Source organism: Paenibacillus phocaeensis (genome assembly GCF_900021165.1).
In the GTDB taxonomy this organism is placed as follows: domain Bacteria; phylum Bacillota; class Bacilli; order Paenibacillales; family Paenibacillaceae; genus Fontibacillus; species Fontibacillus phocaensis.
The window spans coordinates 153,220-169,001 of record NZ_FCOQ01000030.1 but is presented as its reverse complement, the minus strand read 5'-3'; the positions used below and the strand labels follow the sequence as shown (position 1 = coordinate 169,001).

Here is a 15,782-nt window from a genome sequence, read left to right as displayed (position 1 = left end):
GCGGAGGCACGCCCCCGGCGACGCCGGCCTTCCCGGGGCCGGCGTTTACCGCCGTCGGCTACGGCCGCGATCCCGCAGGGACGCAGGCGGAGGCCGTGGGCGGTTTGCTCGCGCTGCAGCGGCAAACCGACTTTGCCCCGCTCCATGCCGCTGCGCTTGGCATGGAGCGGGCCGGCGACTGGCTGGTCTGGTCGGACGACCTGCCCGTCGTGTTCGGCTTGGAGCAAAGTCCGGACGATGGACGGACGACGCTCCAAGCCTATGATCCGGCGGCATGTGAGTGTACGCCGCCGGATCCGGCCGCGCTGCAGCAAGGCGCGCGGCAGTGGATTCCGCAGCAGGAATCGCTGGGCGTGTTGTCCTCGGCGATGATCCACTACAAGCAGGCCAAGGGAGATTGGCCTTCCAGCCTGCAGGATTTGGCCGGGCCGTTCCCCGACAATTGGATCGCCGGGACGGATCCGACGATGGTCCAGGCGTTTGGCCCGCTGCTGGAACAGTTGAAGAGCAACGGCTCCGCCGCGGCGACCGGTGAAGGGGGCGCGGAAGCAACGCTCGCGGAGGGGATGGCTCCGGGACAGCGGCCGTTTTTTGCCGAGCCCTATGAGATTATCGTGGATACAAAAACATATGAACTGGCGGTCGTCAGCGGGAATGTGCTGCTGCGGAGTTACTCGGTAGGGCTTGGCGGCGACCGGACGCCGGAGGGCACGTTCGCCATTTCGGAGAAGGTGGTTAACCCGAACGGCAGGGATGACGGAGAATTTGGCAGCCGCGGCATGCAGCTGTCGGATACGAATTACGCGATTCACGGAACGAATGAGCCGGACAGTATCGGAAAGGACGAGTCGCTCGGTTGTATCCGGATGGGCAAGAAGGATGTCGAAGAGCTGTTCGATCTCGTCCCGAAGGGGACGAAGGTGAGGATCGGGGAGGGGATTTTGCCGAAGCTGAAGAACGTCCCGGCAGAGCGTTTTGCCTTGGGCGACAGACAGGATCAGACCAATCCCCACCGCACATACCACTGGCTGGACTAGTTCAGGTCACGATCAAAAGGACGGCGGTCACGATGACGAGCGCGGCGACGATGGAAATCGACCAGATCAGCGCTTTCTTGTTGACCTCGTCCTTTTTTTGCTGGAGTGTAGGCGGTTTGCGTTTGGTTGACATATACATTTCCCCTCTCTAACCTAGTCTGAAGCGATTTTGGAGGTGCTTTCCCCCTTATTGTAACGGCTTTCATCGTAAAATTCCATCACCTTGTTGTTTCTTTCACGTACCGTTCAGGTTAAACTTTTCTTTTCCAACGGAAACGGATAAACTGATAATAGTAAATTCATGTAAAGCGTAAGATCGGAGTGAACTGCATAACGTGTTATATCGCACATTGGGAAAGCCGGTGTTTTTCCGGATGGATCCGGAGAATGCCCATCATCTCGTTATCGATGGATTACATACTGCTGCTGCCGTCCCCGGAATGATTCCTCTCTTACGCGGGATGTACGGCGTGCCGGAAACGCCGGAGCTGGCGGCGGACTTATTCGGAATTCATTTTCCTTCCCCGGTGGGGTTAGCTGCCGGTCTTGATAAAAATGCCGATGCGGTGCCGGGTTTTTCCGCGATTGGCTTCGGATTTATGGAAGTGGGCACGGTAACGCCGCTGGAGCAGCCTGGCAATGATCGGCCAAGGTTGTTCCGCTTGCCTCCCGAAGAGGCGCTGATCAACCGGATGGGCTTCAACAATCGCGGCACGGAGGCGATGGCGAGGCGGCTGCAGTCGCTGAAGCGCCGTCCGATTCCGATTGCCGTCAATATCGGCAAGAATAAAATGACACCCAACGAAGAAGCTTACCGCGATTATGAGAAATGTATCTCGGCCTTATACGAAGCAGCCGATTTTTTCGTTGTGAACATCAGTTCACCAAACACGCCGGACTTGCGTAAATTGCAGCATGGCAACGAGCTGGCTTCGCTGTTGACCGCCGTAACGGACCGAATGGCGGCTGAAGCGGAGCGGCACGGCAAATCGAAGTCGGTGCTGGTCAAGATCGCGCCGGACGTCAGCTTTGACGAGCTGGAATACATGGTCGATACCATCCAAAACAGCGGCGTTTCAGGTTTGATCGCCACGAATACGACGTTGTCCCGGGACGGGTTAACTCACCCGAACGCCAGGGAAACCGGAGGCCTGAGCGGCAAGCCGCTGGGCGCGCGATCGACGGAGATCATCTCCCGCGTTTACCGACAGACGGGCGGCCGGCTGCCGATCATCGGCTCGGGCGGGATTTTCACGGCGGAAGATGCCTACGCCAAAATCCGTGCCGGCGCCAGTTTAGTTGAAATTTATACCGCACTGATCTATGAAGGTCCGGAGATCAACCGCAAGCTGCACCGCGGCCTGCGGGAGTTGCTGCGCCGGGACGGCTATCGCCATATTTCCGAGGCGGTTGGCGCGGATCACCGGTAAGCGGGACGGCTGAATTCGAGCCGGGACAGAAGACAGGAGGCATAAGGATGGACAGTAGGGATTGGGGAACATTTTTGCTTCCATATGAACAAGCTGTTGAAGAACTGAAGGTCAAATTCAAGACGATGCGCTCCGAGCTGAAGAAACGCGAAGAGTACGCGCCGATCGAATTCGTGACCGGTCGGGTCAAGAAAATATCCAGCATCCTGGATAAGGCGAAACGCTTAAACGTCGCTTTGGAGGACCTGGAGACCGGGATTGAAGATATCGCCGGCATCCGGATTATGTGCCAGTTCGTGGAGGATATCCGCCGGGTAGCGGAGTATATCCGGATGCGCAAAGACCTCAAGGTGCTATACGAGAAAGACTATATTACGAATTATAAAGAGAGCGGGTATCGCAGCTTTCATATGATCGTGGAATACCCGGTGCAGACCGCACTCGGCCAAAAGGAAGTGCTGGCCGAAATCCAGATTCGCACGCTGGCGATGAATTTCTGGGCGACCATCGAGCACTCCCTGAATTACAAGTACCGGGAAAGTCTGCCCGAAGAGATGCGGGGCCGGCTGAAGAAAGCCGCAGAAGCCGCGTTCGTACTCGACAACGAAATGTCCAGCATCCGCCAGGAAATTTTAGTTGCGCAGAAGAGCTTTGAGGACGATTCCAACATCGTCTCCTCGGTGCTTGCCTCGATTCACCAATTGTATTTTTACCATCTGGTATCGGAGGCGATCGAAGCTCAGGAGCGGTTCAATCAGCTGTGGGAGCAGAAGGATTTCGAGGGACTGAAGCAATTGCTGGGCGAGGTGAAGGGGCTCATCAAGCAGCACAAAAAGGTGGAGGAGCCCGGGGATGAGTTATGAGCCGCTGTTCGTGGCGTACCTCGTCTACTTCAATCGGGACCGCGATTACTTCGAGTGCCATGAGGTTCTCGAGGAACTGTGGCTGGCGCGGGGGCGCGATCCGCTGTACAAAGGGCTGCTTCAGGTTGCCGTAGGCTTGTTCCACGCGCGGCGCGGGAACTTGTCCGGCGGCCGGAAAATGCTGCGATCGGCATTAGAGCGGCTGACTCCTTACCCGGAGCAGGCGCTTGGCATCGACCTCGGGAAGCTGCGCCAGGACACGGAAGCGTATGTCGCGCTGTTGACGGAGGGGGATCCTCAAGCGTTTACCTATTACGATTTAACGATCCGTCTGTTGGACCCGGAGCTGGTTCGCGCGGTAGAAGGGGCATCGGAGCACATCGCCCCCAATATTCCGCAACGACGGACGCCGCAACGCGGAGAGAAGCATGAGGAGCGGCAGCAGAAGCTCGAGCAAAGAAAAGCACGCTAGCAAGCTGGTTTGGGTTAGGTGGCCCGTCCCCCGGTGTCGGGGAGACGGGCGTTTTGCGGTAGAGAGCGATCAGATCAGAGATGAAGAATGGATGGGACAAGCATGGCAATACAACTGCCAAAGGTATTTCTCGAGCGGATGCAGGCGCTGTTGGGAGAAGAAGAGTATGCGGCGTTCTCCGCTTCTTATGACAATCCCCGATTTGCGGGAATCCGTGTGAACACGCTGAAAGTGGATGCGGAGGCATTCCGGGAGATCATGCCGTTCGAATTGCGGCCGATTCCCTGGTGTGGAACAGGCTATTATCTCGAAGAGCTGGCGAAGCCGGGAAAGCATCCGTATTACCATGCCGGGCTGTATTATATCCAGGAGCCCAGCGCGATGGCGCCGGTGGAGCTGCTGGACGTCACGCCCGGGGAGCGGGTGCTGGATCTCTGCGCAGCTCCGGGCGGGAAGTCGACGCAAATTGCGGCGAAGCTGCGCGGCAGCGGCCTGTTGGTAACGAACGATATTAACGCGGATCGAACCAAAGCCCTGGCCAAAAATATCGAGTTGTACGGCGTGCGAAACGCGGTCGTATTGGGAGAAGCGCCGGAGCGAATTGCGCGGGCTTTTCCGTATTTTTTTAATAAAATTCTAGTAGATGCGCCTTGCTCGGGCGAAGGCATGTTCCGGAAAGACGAAGATATGGCTAGGCTGTGGGAACCGGAATGGATTCGGAAGTATGCCGGCATGCAGCGGGAGATCTTGCGGTCGGCGGCGGCGCTGCTGGCGCCGGGCGGGAGAATGGTGTATTCGACTTGCACCTTTGCACCGGAAGAGAACGAGGCGACGATCGCGGACTTTCTGCTGGAGCATCCGGAGTTCCGGGTTGTGCCGCTGCAGCCGGATCCGTGGGTTTCCCCCGGACGACCGGAATGGTTGACATGGCTGGCCGAGCAGGGAGAAGGCCGCATGTACCCGCCGGAGATCGCTGAGCAAACCGCAGGCTGCGGCCGGCTTTGGCCCCACAAGGTGGAAGGCGAGGGGCATTTTCTCGCCGTACTGGAGCGCCAAGGGGAGAAGAACTTCCAGGAGCCGGCTGCGGATTATGGTATAATCTCCTCGGAATGGGAACGCAACTCCCGAGAGAAACGGGATTCCCGCCAAATGCAGCGGTCTCGTTCCGGCGCCGGGCGTGATCCTAAGCCCGTGGATGAACGGGAGGTGCTGGAGAGCTGGCGGGCGTTCTCCCGGGAGCAGCTCCAGCTGTCGGAGCTGCAGGGAGAGCCGCTGTTGTTTGGCGGGAACGTCTACCTGTCGCCGCTGCCCAAAGAGCGTCTTGACGGCTTGAAGGTCGTCCGACCTGGCTGGTATGTGGGGACCGTGAGGAACGGTCGATTGACCCCCGGGCAGCCCTTGGCAACGGCATTGTCTCCTTCAGAGGCGGTTCGGGTGCTGAATTTGAACAGTTCGGACGGCGAGTCGATTCGTTACCTGAAGGGAGAGACGCTGCAGATTGAAGCGGAACGGATTCGCTGCCTGGGGAACGCCGCCCCGAAAGGATATGTACTGGTTGCCGTCGACGATTATTCGCTGGGATGGGGCAAGTGGCAGGATGGGTTGCTGAAGAACGAATATCCCGCCGGCTGGAGGTGGACGTAACATGAGTACCGGCAAGAAAACGCAACGTTTAGATAAAATTTTGGGCCATCTCGGCTATGGAACGCGATCGGAAATCAAAAAATACGTCAAACAGGGCCGGGTCGCGATAAACGGCGCGGTCATCAAGGACAGCGGTATCCAATGCGATCCCGCTTCAGATGTCGTGGAGCTGGACGGGGAGCGGATCTTTTACCGCGAGTTCGTGTACTTGATGCTGCATAAACCCCCCGGCGTCATCTCGGCCACCGAGGATGCCCGGGAGAAAACGGTGCTGGATCTGCTTCCGCCGGAATTTCAGGTGTTCTCGCCGTTCCCTGTGGGGCGGCTGGACAAGGATACGGAGGGCCTGTTGCTGTTGACCAATGACGGTCAATTGGCGCATGACCTGCTGTCCCCGCGCAAGCATGTGCCCAAAACCTACGAGGCCGTAGTTCTCGGCCATGTCGGCGACGAAGAAGCCGCCCGGTTCCGGGAGGGCGTCGAGCTCGACGACGGCTATGTCACGCTGCCTGCCGAGCTGAACGTGCTGGAACATGGCGCAGAAGCGGACGGCACACTCATCTCCCGCATCCAACTGACCATCTCGGAAGGAAAGTTCCATCAGGTTAAGCGGATGTTCGAGTCCGTCGGCTCGCGGGTTACCTACCTGAAGCGCCTGTCGATGGGGCCGCTTGTCATTGATAAATCCCTGCCGCTCGGCGCCTTCCGCGAGCTGACCGAGTTCGAGTTGAATGCCCTGCGAACGTACAAGAGTCCCGGAGCGAAAAATAGCACTCAAGGTAACTAACGATCCGCTCTACCGTGAGCGATTCCCGCAGGGAGAGCGCCGGGTTTGCTGGAATGAAGCTAAGAAGCACGCCGTACCCCGAACAAACTAGCGGTGTGCACTACAAGTGAGCGATTCCCGTAGGGAGAGCGCCTTAGCAGCACGAAATAGAAGGAAATAAGCCATACGTTGCAGTTTTCGCCTTGGAGCAGGAGCGCTTTAAGTAGAGCGTGCCCGTAGGGCGACAAGCGGCTCAACGCTGTGCTTACCTGCCCGGGTGCGCCGACAGGAGTAGGGATGAGCAGCACGGTTTACCCGGGAACCCGGGAGCGCCTCAAGTAAGACGTACCCGAAGGGGGAAAAGCGTTCCGCGAGCCAAAGTTAAGCGATCCCCGGAGGGGGAGCGTGTAGGAGCGCCTCAGTCACTCCCACGTTCTCCCCGTTTGCGGGAGACCAGAGGGCAGCAGGCCCTCGGGCCCCCTCCCTTACGGTAAGGGAGGGATGGGGAGGGTTGAGAAAGAAAGGAGAGACACCACATATGAAATACAAACTGATCGCTTTGGATGTTGACGGCACGCTGCTCACGGACGATCACGTGCTGACTCCGGGAACGATCGAGACGATCCAGGCTATTGCGGAGCAAGGCACGGAGTTCGTGCTGTGCACCGGACGGGCCCCGCGAAGCTCGATTCCGTATATGCGCGAGCTCGGGCTTGGCGGTTATGTCATTTGTCATAACGGAGCAGCAACGGTGGATGTGCGTACCGAGGAAATTGTCCACGAATTCGCATTGAATCCCCATGGACTGGAGCCGTACATGGAGTATTGCCGCAAGAATAACGTCCATTTTGACATCAATACCACCTTTGGCCTGTATGTTGAAAATGCGGCAGGGCTCACCAAGGAAGCGCTGGACATGTACCGCCGATTCCTGATGGAACCGGAGGATATGCCGGGCTGGGCCGATTTGAGCGAACCGATTGTGAAATTCACAGTCGCCGGCGAGATGGACCAGTTGGACCGCGTGTACGCGGACTGGAGCCAGTGGACGCAGGAATTTAATATGCTGCGCAGCGGCGATTTCTTCATCGACTTGATGCACAAGGAGGCCTCCAAAGGGGCCGCCCTGAAGAAGCTGGCTGAAAAGCGGGGAATCCCTGCTGAAAATGTCATGGCGATCGGGAATTATTATAACGACTTAACGATGCTCACCTATGCCGGGCTAGGCGTAGCCATGGACAATTCCCCGCTGGACGTGAAAGCGGCGGCTAATGCCTTGACGGCGTCGAATAATGAAGAAGGCGTGAAGCAGGCTTTGGAAAAATACGTATTGGAAGCGCAGTTGGGCTAAGATCTCCTCATCAACAAGAAGCCGACCCGGAAGGGCCGGCTTCTTTGCTGCCGAAAATGTTCATTCAGGGGGGGCTGGCGGTTGGCTCGGCAACGGTCGACGAACGGTCAAGGGTTCTCGGACGGTGCAGCAGCCAGGCAAGGCCCACACCCAGACCCAGCAAGGCGAGAAGCATTCCACCAGCCAGACCCAGGGTTCTAGGCGTCACGGCTTCCAGCAGGAAACCGGAAACGAGCATAACTACACCCATGATGGTATTTTGCAAGGTGGCGAGACTGCCGAAAAATCGGCCCTGCCATTCGGTCGGAACCAGCTGCATCAGAACGGTTTCGTTGCAGGCATTGCCTACGCTCGTGATCACCGCCGAAAAAGCCAGCAGTATCAAGAGCAGGAGAAACGAAGGCGATTGGCTGATCAGCATTTGGAATATCCCTTCAATCAGCACCGTCAGGACAGCGGCTGTCCGCATATAACGTGCCGTTCGGCTGGTGAGGCTTGAGCCGATCAGCATCCCGGCCCCCAACGCCCCATAGAGCAGCCCGATGCCGAGATCCCCCATGCGGAACACTTCGGCGGCGTAGACGCTGATCAGCACGTTAAAAATCCCGTCTCCGATCGGCCATACGGCGAACACGACCAGCATGATCCGCAGGAAGAAGGACTGCGATATAAGCTGGCGGAGTAAAGGGGTTGGGCGGGGGGCAAGCGTGGGTACCGGCGTCCGTGTTGGCTCATTCGCCTCCGTCTCCGTTTCCGTCTCTGAGGCTGGAGCCTGCCCGGCAGGATCGAGGCGAAGAATCAGCAGACCGGAGACGAGGAAAGACAAGGCGTTGAGGACAAAAGACACCTGCCCGCCAATCGCAGCGGCAAGGATGCCTCCGGTGACTGACCCGCCGATGAGCACGAAGCCGACCATCGCCTGCTCCAAGCTGTTCACGGCCAGAAGGTTCTCCCGGCGTACGAGCCGGGGGATTAGCGACATGCGGGCCGGGGCGTAGATCGCTTCACCTGCGGACAAGGCAAAGGAGCTGACATAAATGATCCAGACGTCGTCGGCGTGGCGGACCAGCAGCGGAGTTAACGCAAAGAACAATCGGATGACATCGGTAAAGAGCATGATCGTCTTCTTGGAGAACCGGTCGGCGAGCCATCCGCCAAGCGGACCAAAGACGAGGTACGGAAACAGGCGGACCGCAAACGTGATGCCGATGGCCAGACCTGATCCGGTCAGGGATAGAAGCAAGCCGAGAACAGCCACCTGACTGAACCGATCCCCAATGCCGTTGACCAGTCCGGCGGTAAATAGACGGCGGTAAGAAGGTTCCTGGCGCAGGATTCGTAAGGATTTCATGGGTGGAAGCTACTCCTTTTCATGGATAATCATAATGTTACATATATCTAATTAAATATATATCTAATTTAGTGGGCGAAAAAAAGGCAACAAGGCCAAAAGCGATACCTCATTGCATGGCAAGCTTAAGCCGCCGCCATTATTGCGGGCTTTTCCCCCAAAGTTCCGGCGGGTTCAGTTCGTAAATGTCGTTCTCGCGGTACATGAAGTGATTCATGATGAACTCGCGGCGGATGGTGGCGTAATCTTCGTGGAATTTCCGGATGTATTCGTTCATTTCCTTCTCCGTATATTTACGGTGCGGCTCAACTCCCTTGACGAGACGTTCGAGCACGATCAGCTTCTTCCTGCGCTGGGCCGGCAGATGTTTTAAGGTGCCGTCTTTATTGAAGAAGTTGTCCAGGGTGGCAGCTTTGCGCGCAGCCTCTTCGTGTTTGTCCTCGGCTTCCGGGAGCGCTTTGCCGATTTTCAGGATCGCTTGGGCCTGGAGGGCGAGGCTTTTTTCATTCAAGTAGAAATAGATCGTATTCTTGTCGCGCCGCTCGTACACCAAATCGGCTTCCCGCAGCTTGGTCATGTGGTGTGTAATCGTAGGCGGTGTGACGCCAAGCTTCCCCGCAAGCGCCTGACCGTGCAACGGTCCGTTCTGAAGCAATGCGATGATCCGGATGCGGGTCACATCGCCAACAGCTTTGTGGAAATTGACCAACCGATCCAACTGCATATTCATCCCTCGCTAATTCGATATCTGTATAATTAGATGATCGTATTATTCCATGCACGTGTGCTTCTTGTCAAGGGAGGTACGAAAAAAACAGCGGAGGAATCCGTCCAGGATTCCATCCGCTATCGCAGTGCGATGTAGCATTAGACCAAGAGTGTACGGGAAACGATAACGAGCAAGATGAACAGCACCAAAATAGCTCCCGTCGAAGTGAAGCCTCCTCCGTAGATTTCACCCATTGTTATTCCTCCCTTACAATAGGTTTCCCGCTGATCACGAGATAGTGTATTGTATNCGGACGTCGCCGAGGTGAAGCCCGGCGCGCGGAACCTTCAGGCCGGTCAGGTGGTCCGGCGTCAGCGCCAGGCCGCTGCCGGTCGGCAGCAAATACAGCGCCTCGCCGAACAGAAGCGGGATGCCTTCGGCGGGAAGCGCGAAGGACGGCAGCACGTCCGCCGCCCAGGCGCGGAAGCTGTCCAGGGCGGCGGCAGCGCTTCGCTCCGCCGGGCCGGAGCGGCCTCCGTGCCTGCGATCCCGCTCGCGTCCGTCGATGCCAGTAGCTGTCGCGCCGCCCTTTTCGTCATTATCCCGCTCAATCAGGGCGACGTAGTGGCCTTCGCCTTGCTCGCGATGCGGCCAGATCCGTTTCTCGGCGATCTGGCGCAGGAAGGGATACGCCGCCAGCAGGCGGGCGATCGTGTCCTCGTTCTCGCGGCGGTTGAACGTGCAGGTGGAATAGGCGAGCCGGCCGCCGGGCTTCAGCATCGCGACCGCCTCCTGCAGGATGTCCCACTGCCGCGCCGCGCACAGCTCCACCGCCTCCGGCGACCACTCGCGAATCGCCTCGGGGTCTTTTCGGAACATGCCCTCCCCCGAGCAAGGGGCGTCCAGCATGATGCGATCGAAGGCGAGCGGAAAGCGGGCGGAAAGCGCGGGGGGTGCCGCCTGCGTCACGACGGCGTTCCGGATGCCGAGACGCTCCACGTTCTCCGCCAGGATCCGCGCGCGCTGGGGGTGAATTTCGTTGCTGATCAGCAAGCCTTGTCCGTTCATTTTCGCGGCGATTTGGGTTGTTTTCCCCCCCGGCGCAGCGGCTAGATCCAGTACGGTATGGCCGGGTTGCGGGTCCAACAGCTCTACGGCGGACATTGCTGACGGCTCCTGAATATAATAGAGTCCGGCGGCATGGTAAGGATGTTTGCCCGGCCGGGTCGATTCCTCGTAATAAAATCCCGTCCCGCACCAGGGAACCGGTCGCAGGGCAAATCGGTTCGCAAGCTTGTCCGCCGACGCTGAGGTCGGGTCCATTTTTAACGTATTCAGTCTTAGTCCATATGCACGGGGCGCGTCATAGCTAGCCAGAAACGCCTCCGCCTCGGCCGGGCCGAGCATGGCCGTCACCGCTTCAAGATAAGCGGGCGGCAGGGATGGATGGTTCATTGCTGCTGCTCCTTCCGAATAAGAACAAGGCCATCGGTGGCCGGATAATCTGTACCTCAGCAGTTTATCATATCGCTTTTTATTCTCAAAAGGGGAATGGATGTTCCTTCCTGCCTATGGCATAATGGAAAAAGAAGCGGACTTTATCGCAAATTCGTAACGACTTGCAAAGGAGAACCTCAATGAAACTGCTGCAGGCTTTATTTTTTCCGCCGGAACAGCCCGGTGGCGTATCGTCGATGATTCCGTACCTGCAAGACCGGTTTAATCCTCCTCATTGGGAGATGGAGTTATTTTCTCTACCGAAACGGATCCGCTCGAAAGGGAGCGATCCCGTTATTTTTCATACCTTTGATTGGCAGCAATACGGGGACAGCCCCATCGTGCAGAAATATGTGCAAACCTACCGTGATTACTTGTGGTGGACGAAGCTCCGGCTGAAGCAGCCTTACGATGTGATTCATGCCCATCATCCGATCGCAGGGCTGGCGATGAAGGAAGTGTTTCCGCAAACTCCGGTTATCCAAAGCATCCACTCCAGTTATGAAAAAGAACTGATCTTAAACGGCCGCATCCGGGAGAACGGGCCGGAACACCGGTTTCTCACTTCGCTGTACCGCGAGCTGGAGCATCGCGCCGACCGGATGTTCACCGTATCGCAGTCCTTCGCGGATTATTTGTCGCCCTATGTGGACGATCCCGCGGCCATCAGTGTGATTCCGAACGGGTTTGACGAGAAGCGCTTTAAGCCGATTACGCATGAGAACGAGGTCGCGCAACTGGTGACCGTCTGCCGCCTCGTGCCGGCCAAAGGGCTGGATACGTTGCTGCATGCTTGCGCTGAGCTGAAGAGACGCGGCCAAAGCTACGTGCTGCACATCATCGGCGACGGTCCGATCCGTCAGGAGCTGGAGCAGTTGGCTCAGCGATTGGGCATATATGAGGAGACGATTTTCTACGGGTACACGCTGCATCCGGAGGAATTTATGCCCTTCTTCGATATCTTCGTACTGCCGTCCCGGGCGGAAGCGTTCGGCAACGTGTTTGCGGAAGCTGCACTTTGCAGTCTGGCGCTCGTCGGAACGCGGATCGGCGGGATTGCCGAGCAAATTGAGGACGGGGTGAACGGCCTCCTGGTGCCGCCGGAAGATGCGATGGGCTTGGCCGAAGCGCTGGAGAAGGTTATCGTGGATCCGGATTACCGTTACCAGCTGGCTCGCAGCGGTTCGGAGAAAGCCAAAGCCCAGTATTCCCTGAACCGGGTCGTCCACGAACTGAAGAAGCTGTATCTGGAATTCAAATAAGGAAAGAGTTGTTGCACGAATGAGAGCCTTTCGTTTTCTCCACGCAGCCGATTTGCATCTGGACACTCCCTTCTCGGGCATGTCCGGCGTGCCGGATCGGCTGCGCGGGTTATTGCGGGAATCCACCTTTGCCGCCTTTGACCGGATGATCCGGCTTGCGATCGAAGAAGCCGTTGATTTCATCGTGATCAGCGGGGATATTTACGATGCTGCCGATTCCTCGCTGCGCGCGCAGCTGCGGCTGCGGGAAGGCTGGGACAAGCTTAGGGAGCACGGGATTCCGGTCTATCTGATCCGCGGCAACCACGATCCCCTGGCCGGACGGCGGCTAAGGTTGGCGCTGCCCGGACATGTTTACGAGTTTGGCCCCCGGGCGGAGAGCGTCACCGCCGTCAGGCGGAGCGACGGGGAGCCGGTTGCGGTGCTGACCGGGAGCTCTTATCCCACTGCGGCGGTGCATGAGAATCTGGTTTTGCAGTATCGGCGCGAGCCGGGCTCTCCCCTCTATCATATCGGGCTGCTGCATGGCAATGTGGACGGCCAGGAGGGGCATGACGCTTACGCGCCATGCTCGCTCCGCGACCTGCAGGCTTCGGGATATGACTACTGGGCGCTGGGGCATATCCATAAGCGCCAGATCCTTAGCGAATCGCCGTGGGTCGTGTACCCCGGCAACATTCAGGGACGCAGCTTGAAGGAGAGCGGCCCGAAGGGCTGCTATCTCGTTGAGGTGGCGGAGAACGGGGAAGCCGAGTTATCGTTTCGACGCCTCGATCAGGTGCTCTGGCTGGAGAGTCGTTTGGCGATCGACGGGCTGGCCACGGAAGAAGCATGGAAGGCCCGCGTGGAGGAGCGGCTGGACGAGCTGCGGGAACTGGAGCCCGGCCGCATCACGGTCGTCCGGTTCACGTTCACCGGACGGGGGCCGCTGCATACGCTGCTTCAGTCCGGCCCCGAGGCGGCAGAGCTGCTGCAGGAGCTGCGGCGGAAGGAGAGCGGGCGGTTGGAAGGGACCGGCTTCGCTGCGGCGGATGCGGCCGCTGCGGAGGGCTTGCTGCCGGGCGAAGGGATCGTCTGGCCGGCGGGCTTCAAGCTCGAAACCGGCATGGAACTGGACCGCCAGGGGCTGCTGGCGGAGGACAGCTTCCTCGGCGAGTTGTTCCGGCTGGGCGAACGGACGGCGGCGGAGCCTGAACGCGTGGAGGAATTCGTTGACACTGCGTTGGCTTCACTCTCGGACAACCGTCATCTGCGGCGTATGCTTCAGGAGCTGGATCCGGAGGCGAAGCGGGAGCTGGTGCGCCGAGCGGAGGAACTAGCGGCTGCCCTGTTGAACGAGGATTCGCCGCAGTTGCGGGAAGGGAGGGGAGCTTCATGAAGCTGGAGCGGATGCAGGTCAGCGGTTTTGGCCGTCTGAACGGGCTGGACGTGGAGCTTCCCAGCCAAGTGACGGTGTTGTACGGTCCTAATGAGGCGGGAAAAAGCACGCTGCTCGGCTTCGTCCGGGCGATGCTGTTCGGGATTCCTTCCCGGGCGCTGGCTGCCGAGCGGTACGAGCCGCTGCGGGGCGGGGCGCATGGCGGAGCGCTGACGGTGCTCGGCGACGACGGGGCGCGCTGGCTGATCGAGCGCTACGCGCAGCCGCCCGAGGGGCGGAATTTGCCCGGCACGCGCGGCGATCGGCTGCGGATCACGCGCAGCGACGAGCGCGGCGAAGTTCGGGAGGCAACGCAGGAGGAGATGCAGCGGGAACTGCTCGGCGGCATGTCCAAAGCGATGTTCAAGCAGCTCTTCGCCGTGTCGCTGACCGAGCTGCAGGAAGTGGGCGCTTTGCAGTCGGAGGAGCTGAGCCGCTATCTGTTCCACGCCGGCATCGGCGGCGGGGCCGCGGTGCTGCGCGGGGAGAAGCGACTGGTCCAGGAGATGGACAAGCTGTACCGGCCGCGCGGGCGTACGCAGGAAATCGCCCAGCTCCTTCAGGCNCCTTCGTCCGGTCCGGTGGACTGGGACGAGGAGGAGCGGCAGCTGCGCCGGCTGATGGAGGCGTGGCTGCTCTGGGAGCAGCGCCACGCCGCCCTGGAGGGCGAGGCGGATGCCGCTTTGAATCAGGCATCCGCCCTCCGGGACGAGCTGGCCGCAGCCCGGCGCGAGCTGGTCCAGCGCGAAGCGGCCTTTGACGAGCTGGACAGGGAGTGGGAGGCCTGGCTGACTGAGCGGAGGTTGTCAGTGGATTTGTCCCCGGAAGCGGCATCGGACGTATTCCGGCTGGCGGAGCAAGGGCGGGACTGGTTGTCCCGGTTGGACACCTTGAATGCCAAAATCGCCGCGCTGCGGTCGGAGAACGAACGGTTTGAGCAGGAATGCTTACGCTACGGAGATGAGAAGGCGGAGTTGGGACAGGCGGCGGTGACGCTGAGCGCGGCGTTAGCCCGTCTGGACGGTGCGATCGATCTGCAAAATCAGTTGAATCAGCTGTCCGCCCAGCTGCGGCCGCTGGAGGAGGAAGGGCAACGCTTGGATGATCGCCTGAGGCAGATGCAGGAATCGGAGCGATTGCTGCTCGCTGAAGCCGGCGCCGCGGACGGGGAGGAGCTGCTGCGTCTGAATGCAGCGCGGGAGAAGCGAGAAGCACTGGAGCGCGAGCTGCGGCAATTGGAGTTGCTGTTGTTCGCTGGACTAGATGAAGCGAAGCGGGACGAGCTGGAGCGTCTCTTGCAAACGACGGAGGAGTCAGACTTGCGGCAACGGCTGGAGAAGTCCGAGCAGGATTTGCGGCAAGCGGAGGCGTTGGTCGGGCAACTGCAGGAGAAACGCGGACGCCTTCTGCAGGAGCAGGAAAATCTAGCGGCCCGCTGTCAGCGGGACGATCTCATGCAGCAGCTGGAGGAGCAGCGTGCGGCCCTGCGCGACCGGGTGGATCAGTATGCGGTGATGGCCGTATGCCATGAGTTGATCGGCCGCGCGCGCCGGGTTTACGAAGAGGAGCGGCAGCCGGCAGTGCTGCAGGCCGCCTCGGGGTATTTTGCGGAGATGACCGGAGGCACTTATCGGCGCATCGTCATGAAAATGGGCACCCAGGAGCTCATGGCCGAACACGCGGAACTCGGGCCTCTGGAAAGTACACTTTTGAGCCGGGGGACGGCGGAGCAGCTCTACCTGTCGATGAGGCTGGCCTTGTCCGAAGCGGTGTCAGGGCAGGCTCCGCTGCCGCTGCTGCTGGATGACCTGTTCGTCAATTTCGATGAAGGCCGGTTGGAAGGGGCTTTATCGGTGCTGCGAACGGTTGCCGATCGTCAGCAAATCATCATGATGACCTGCCACGAGCATGTCGTCCGGCATATTCAGACCTTGCTGCCCGCGGCGAAGATCGTGCGGATGTAGGCAATTAACGCAGGGAACC

15 protein-coding genes are annotated in these 15,782 nt (G+C 59.2%); 10 read left to right on the top strand and 5 right to left on the bottom strand.

Annotated elements, in window-relative coordinates; all coding sequences use genetic code 11:
* The coding region (locus BN3795_RS26090; RefSeq protein WP_068786362.1) for a L,D-transpeptidase at positions 1-1,037 on the top strand (1,037 nt) is incomplete at its 5' end.
* Position 1,038: 1 nt separating this feature from the next.
* On the opposite strand, the gene BN3795_RS26085 is transcribed toward BN3795_RS26090, so the two are convergent.
* Complete coding sequence (locus BN3795_RS26085; protein WP_262362897.1) at positions 1,039-1,170, bottom strand: hypothetical protein; 132 nt, start codon at positions 1,168-1,170, stop codon at positions 1,039-1,041.
* 202 nt (positions 1,171-1,372) lie between these two features.
* Between BN3795_RS26085 and BN3795_RS19510 the strand changes: the two genes are divergently transcribed.
* From BN3795_RS19510 to BN3795_RS19485, 6 genes are all read left to right on the top strand, one after another.
* Entirely contained in the window at positions 1,373-2,467 is a 1,095-nt protein-coding gene (locus BN3795_RS19510; RefSeq protein WP_068786361.1) for a quinone-dependent dihydroorotate dehydrogenase, read from the top strand.
* A 47-nt stretch (positions 2,468-2,514) separates the two neighbouring features.
* Entirely contained in the window at positions 2,515-3,330 is an 816-nt protein-coding gene (locus BN3795_RS19505) for a GTP pyrophosphokinase (RefSeq protein WP_068786360.1), read from the top strand.
* Positions 3,320-3,802 (top strand): DUF309 domain-containing protein, encoded by a 483-nt coding sequence (locus BN3795_RS19500; RefSeq protein WP_068786359.1) that lies wholly within the window; start codon positions 3,320-3,322, stop codon positions 3,800-3,802. The genes BN3795_RS19505 and BN3795_RS19500 overlap by 11 nt, the downstream gene beginning before the upstream one ends.
* 102 nt (positions 3,803-3,904) lie before the next feature.
* Positions 3,905-5,446 carry an RsmB/NOP family class I SAM-dependent RNA methyltransferase gene (locus BN3795_RS19495; protein ID WP_068786358.1) on the top strand — a complete coding sequence of 514 codons (1,542 nt, stop codon included), beginning with the start codon at positions 3,905-3,907 and terminating at the stop codon, positions 5,444-5,446.
* Between the two features lies 1 nt (position 5,447).
* A complete protein-coding gene (locus BN3795_RS19490) occupies positions 5,448-6,233 on the top strand; it encodes a pseudouridine synthase (protein WP_068786357.1) in 786 nt (261 codons plus the stop codon).
* Between the two features lie 517 nt (positions 6,234-6,750).
* Complete coding sequence (locus tag BN3795_RS19485; RefSeq protein ID WP_068786356.1) at positions 6,751-7,563, top strand: Cof-type HAD-IIB family hydrolase; 813 nt, start codon at positions 6,751-6,753, stop codon at positions 7,561-7,563.
* 64 nt (positions 7,564-7,627) lie between these two features.
* On the opposite strand, the gene BN3795_RS19480 is transcribed toward BN3795_RS19485, so the two are convergent.
* The 4 genes from BN3795_RS19480 to BN3795_RS19470 all read right to left on the bottom strand — a co-directional run bounded on the left by BN3795_RS19480 (position 7,628) and on the right by BN3795_RS19470 (position 11,078).
* Positions 7,628-8,914, bottom strand: coding sequence for an MFS transporter (locus BN3795_RS19480; protein ID WP_068786355.1), 1,287 nt, complete (start codon positions 8,912-8,914; stop codon positions 7,628-7,630).
* Positions 8,915-9,053: 139 nt separating this feature from the next.
* Complete coding sequence (locus tag BN3795_RS19475; RefSeq protein ID WP_068786354.1) at positions 9,054-9,638, bottom strand: DUF2087 domain-containing protein; 585 nt, start codon at positions 9,636-9,638, stop codon at positions 9,054-9,056.
* A gap of 143 nt (positions 9,639-9,781) precedes the next feature.
* A complete protein-coding gene (locus BN3795_RS25650; RefSeq protein ID WP_193415011.1) occupies positions 9,782-9,877 on the bottom strand; it encodes a sporulation protein YjcZ in 96 nt (31 codons plus the stop codon).
* A gap of 34 nt (positions 9,878-9,911) precedes the next feature.
* The gene (locus BN3795_RS19470; protein WP_110945267.1) at positions 9,912-11,078 is read right to left on the bottom strand and encodes an RsmF rRNA methyltransferase first C-terminal domain-containing protein; all 1,167 of its coding nucleotides are present in this window, start codon (positions 11,076-11,078) and stop codon (positions 9,912-9,914) included.
* Between the two features lie 182 nt (positions 11,079-11,260).
* On the opposite strand from BN3795_RS19470, the gene BN3795_RS19465 reads away from it, so the two are divergent.
* From BN3795_RS19465 to BN3795_RS19455, 3 genes are read left to right on the top strand one after another with little or no spacing between them, the layout of a single operon-like run.
* On the top strand, positions 11,261-12,382 hold the full coding sequence (locus BN3795_RS19465; RefSeq protein WP_068786353.1) for a glycosyltransferase family 4 protein: 1,122 nt from the start codon (positions 11,261-11,263) through the stop codon (positions 12,380-12,382).
* Between the two features lie 19 nt (positions 12,383-12,401).
* Positions 12,402-13,760, top strand: a complete 1,359-nt coding sequence (locus BN3795_RS19460; RefSeq protein ID WP_068786352.1) for a metallophosphoesterase family protein — start codon at positions 12,402-12,404, stop codon at positions 13,758-13,760.
* The gene (locus BN3795_RS19455; RefSeq protein WP_068786351.1) at positions 13,757-15,763 is read left to right on the top strand and encodes an ATP-binding protein; all 2,007 of its coding nucleotides are present in this window, start codon (positions 13,757-13,759) and stop codon (positions 15,761-15,763) included. Before BN3795_RS19460 ends, BN3795_RS19455 begins: the two co-directional genes overlap by 4 nt.
* The last annotated feature ends 19 nt before the right edge of the window (positions 15,764-15,782 follow it).

Coding starts and splice junctions, on each gene's coding strand:
- BN3795_RS26085 (WP_262362897.1), bottom strand. CDS start 1,170: ATGTCAACCAAACGCAAACCGCCTACACTCCAGCAAAAAAAGGACGAG.
- BN3795_RS19505 (WP_068786360.1), top strand. CDS start 2,515: ATGGACAGTAGGGATTGGGGAACATTTTTGCTTCCATATGAACAAGCT.
- BN3795_RS19500 (WP_068786359.1), top strand. CDS start 3,320: ATGAGTTATGAGCCGCTGTTCGTGGCGTACCTCGTCTACTTCAATCGG.
- BN3795_RS19495 (WP_068786358.1), top strand. CDS start 3,905: ATGGCAATACAACTGCCAAAGGTATTTCTCGAGCGGATGCAGGCGCTG.
- BN3795_RS19490 (WP_068786357.1), top strand. CDS start 5,448: ATGAGTACCGGCAAGAAAACGCAACGTTTAGATAAAATTTTGGGCCAT.
- BN3795_RS19485 (WP_068786356.1), top strand. CDS start 6,751: ATGAAATACAAACTGATCGCTTTGGATGTTGACGGCACGCTGCTCACG.
- BN3795_RS19480 (WP_068786355.1), bottom strand. CDS start 8,914: ATGAAATCCTTACGAATCCTGCGCCAGGAACCTTCTTACCGCCGTCTA.
- BN3795_RS19475 (WP_068786354.1), bottom strand. CDS start 9,638: ATGCAGTTGGATCGGTTGGTCAATTTCCACAAAGCTGTTGGCGATGTG.
- BN3795_RS25650 (WP_193415011.1), bottom strand. CDS start 9,877: ATGGGTGAAATCTACGGAGGAGGCTTCACTTCGACGGGAGCTATTTTG.
- BN3795_RS19465 (WP_068786353.1), top strand. CDS start 11,261: ATGAAACTGCTGCAGGCTTTATTTTTTCCGCCGGAACAGCCCGGTGGC.
- BN3795_RS19460 (WP_068786352.1), top strand. CDS start 12,402: ATGAGAGCCTTTCGTTTTCTCCACGCAGCCGATTTGCATCTGGACACT.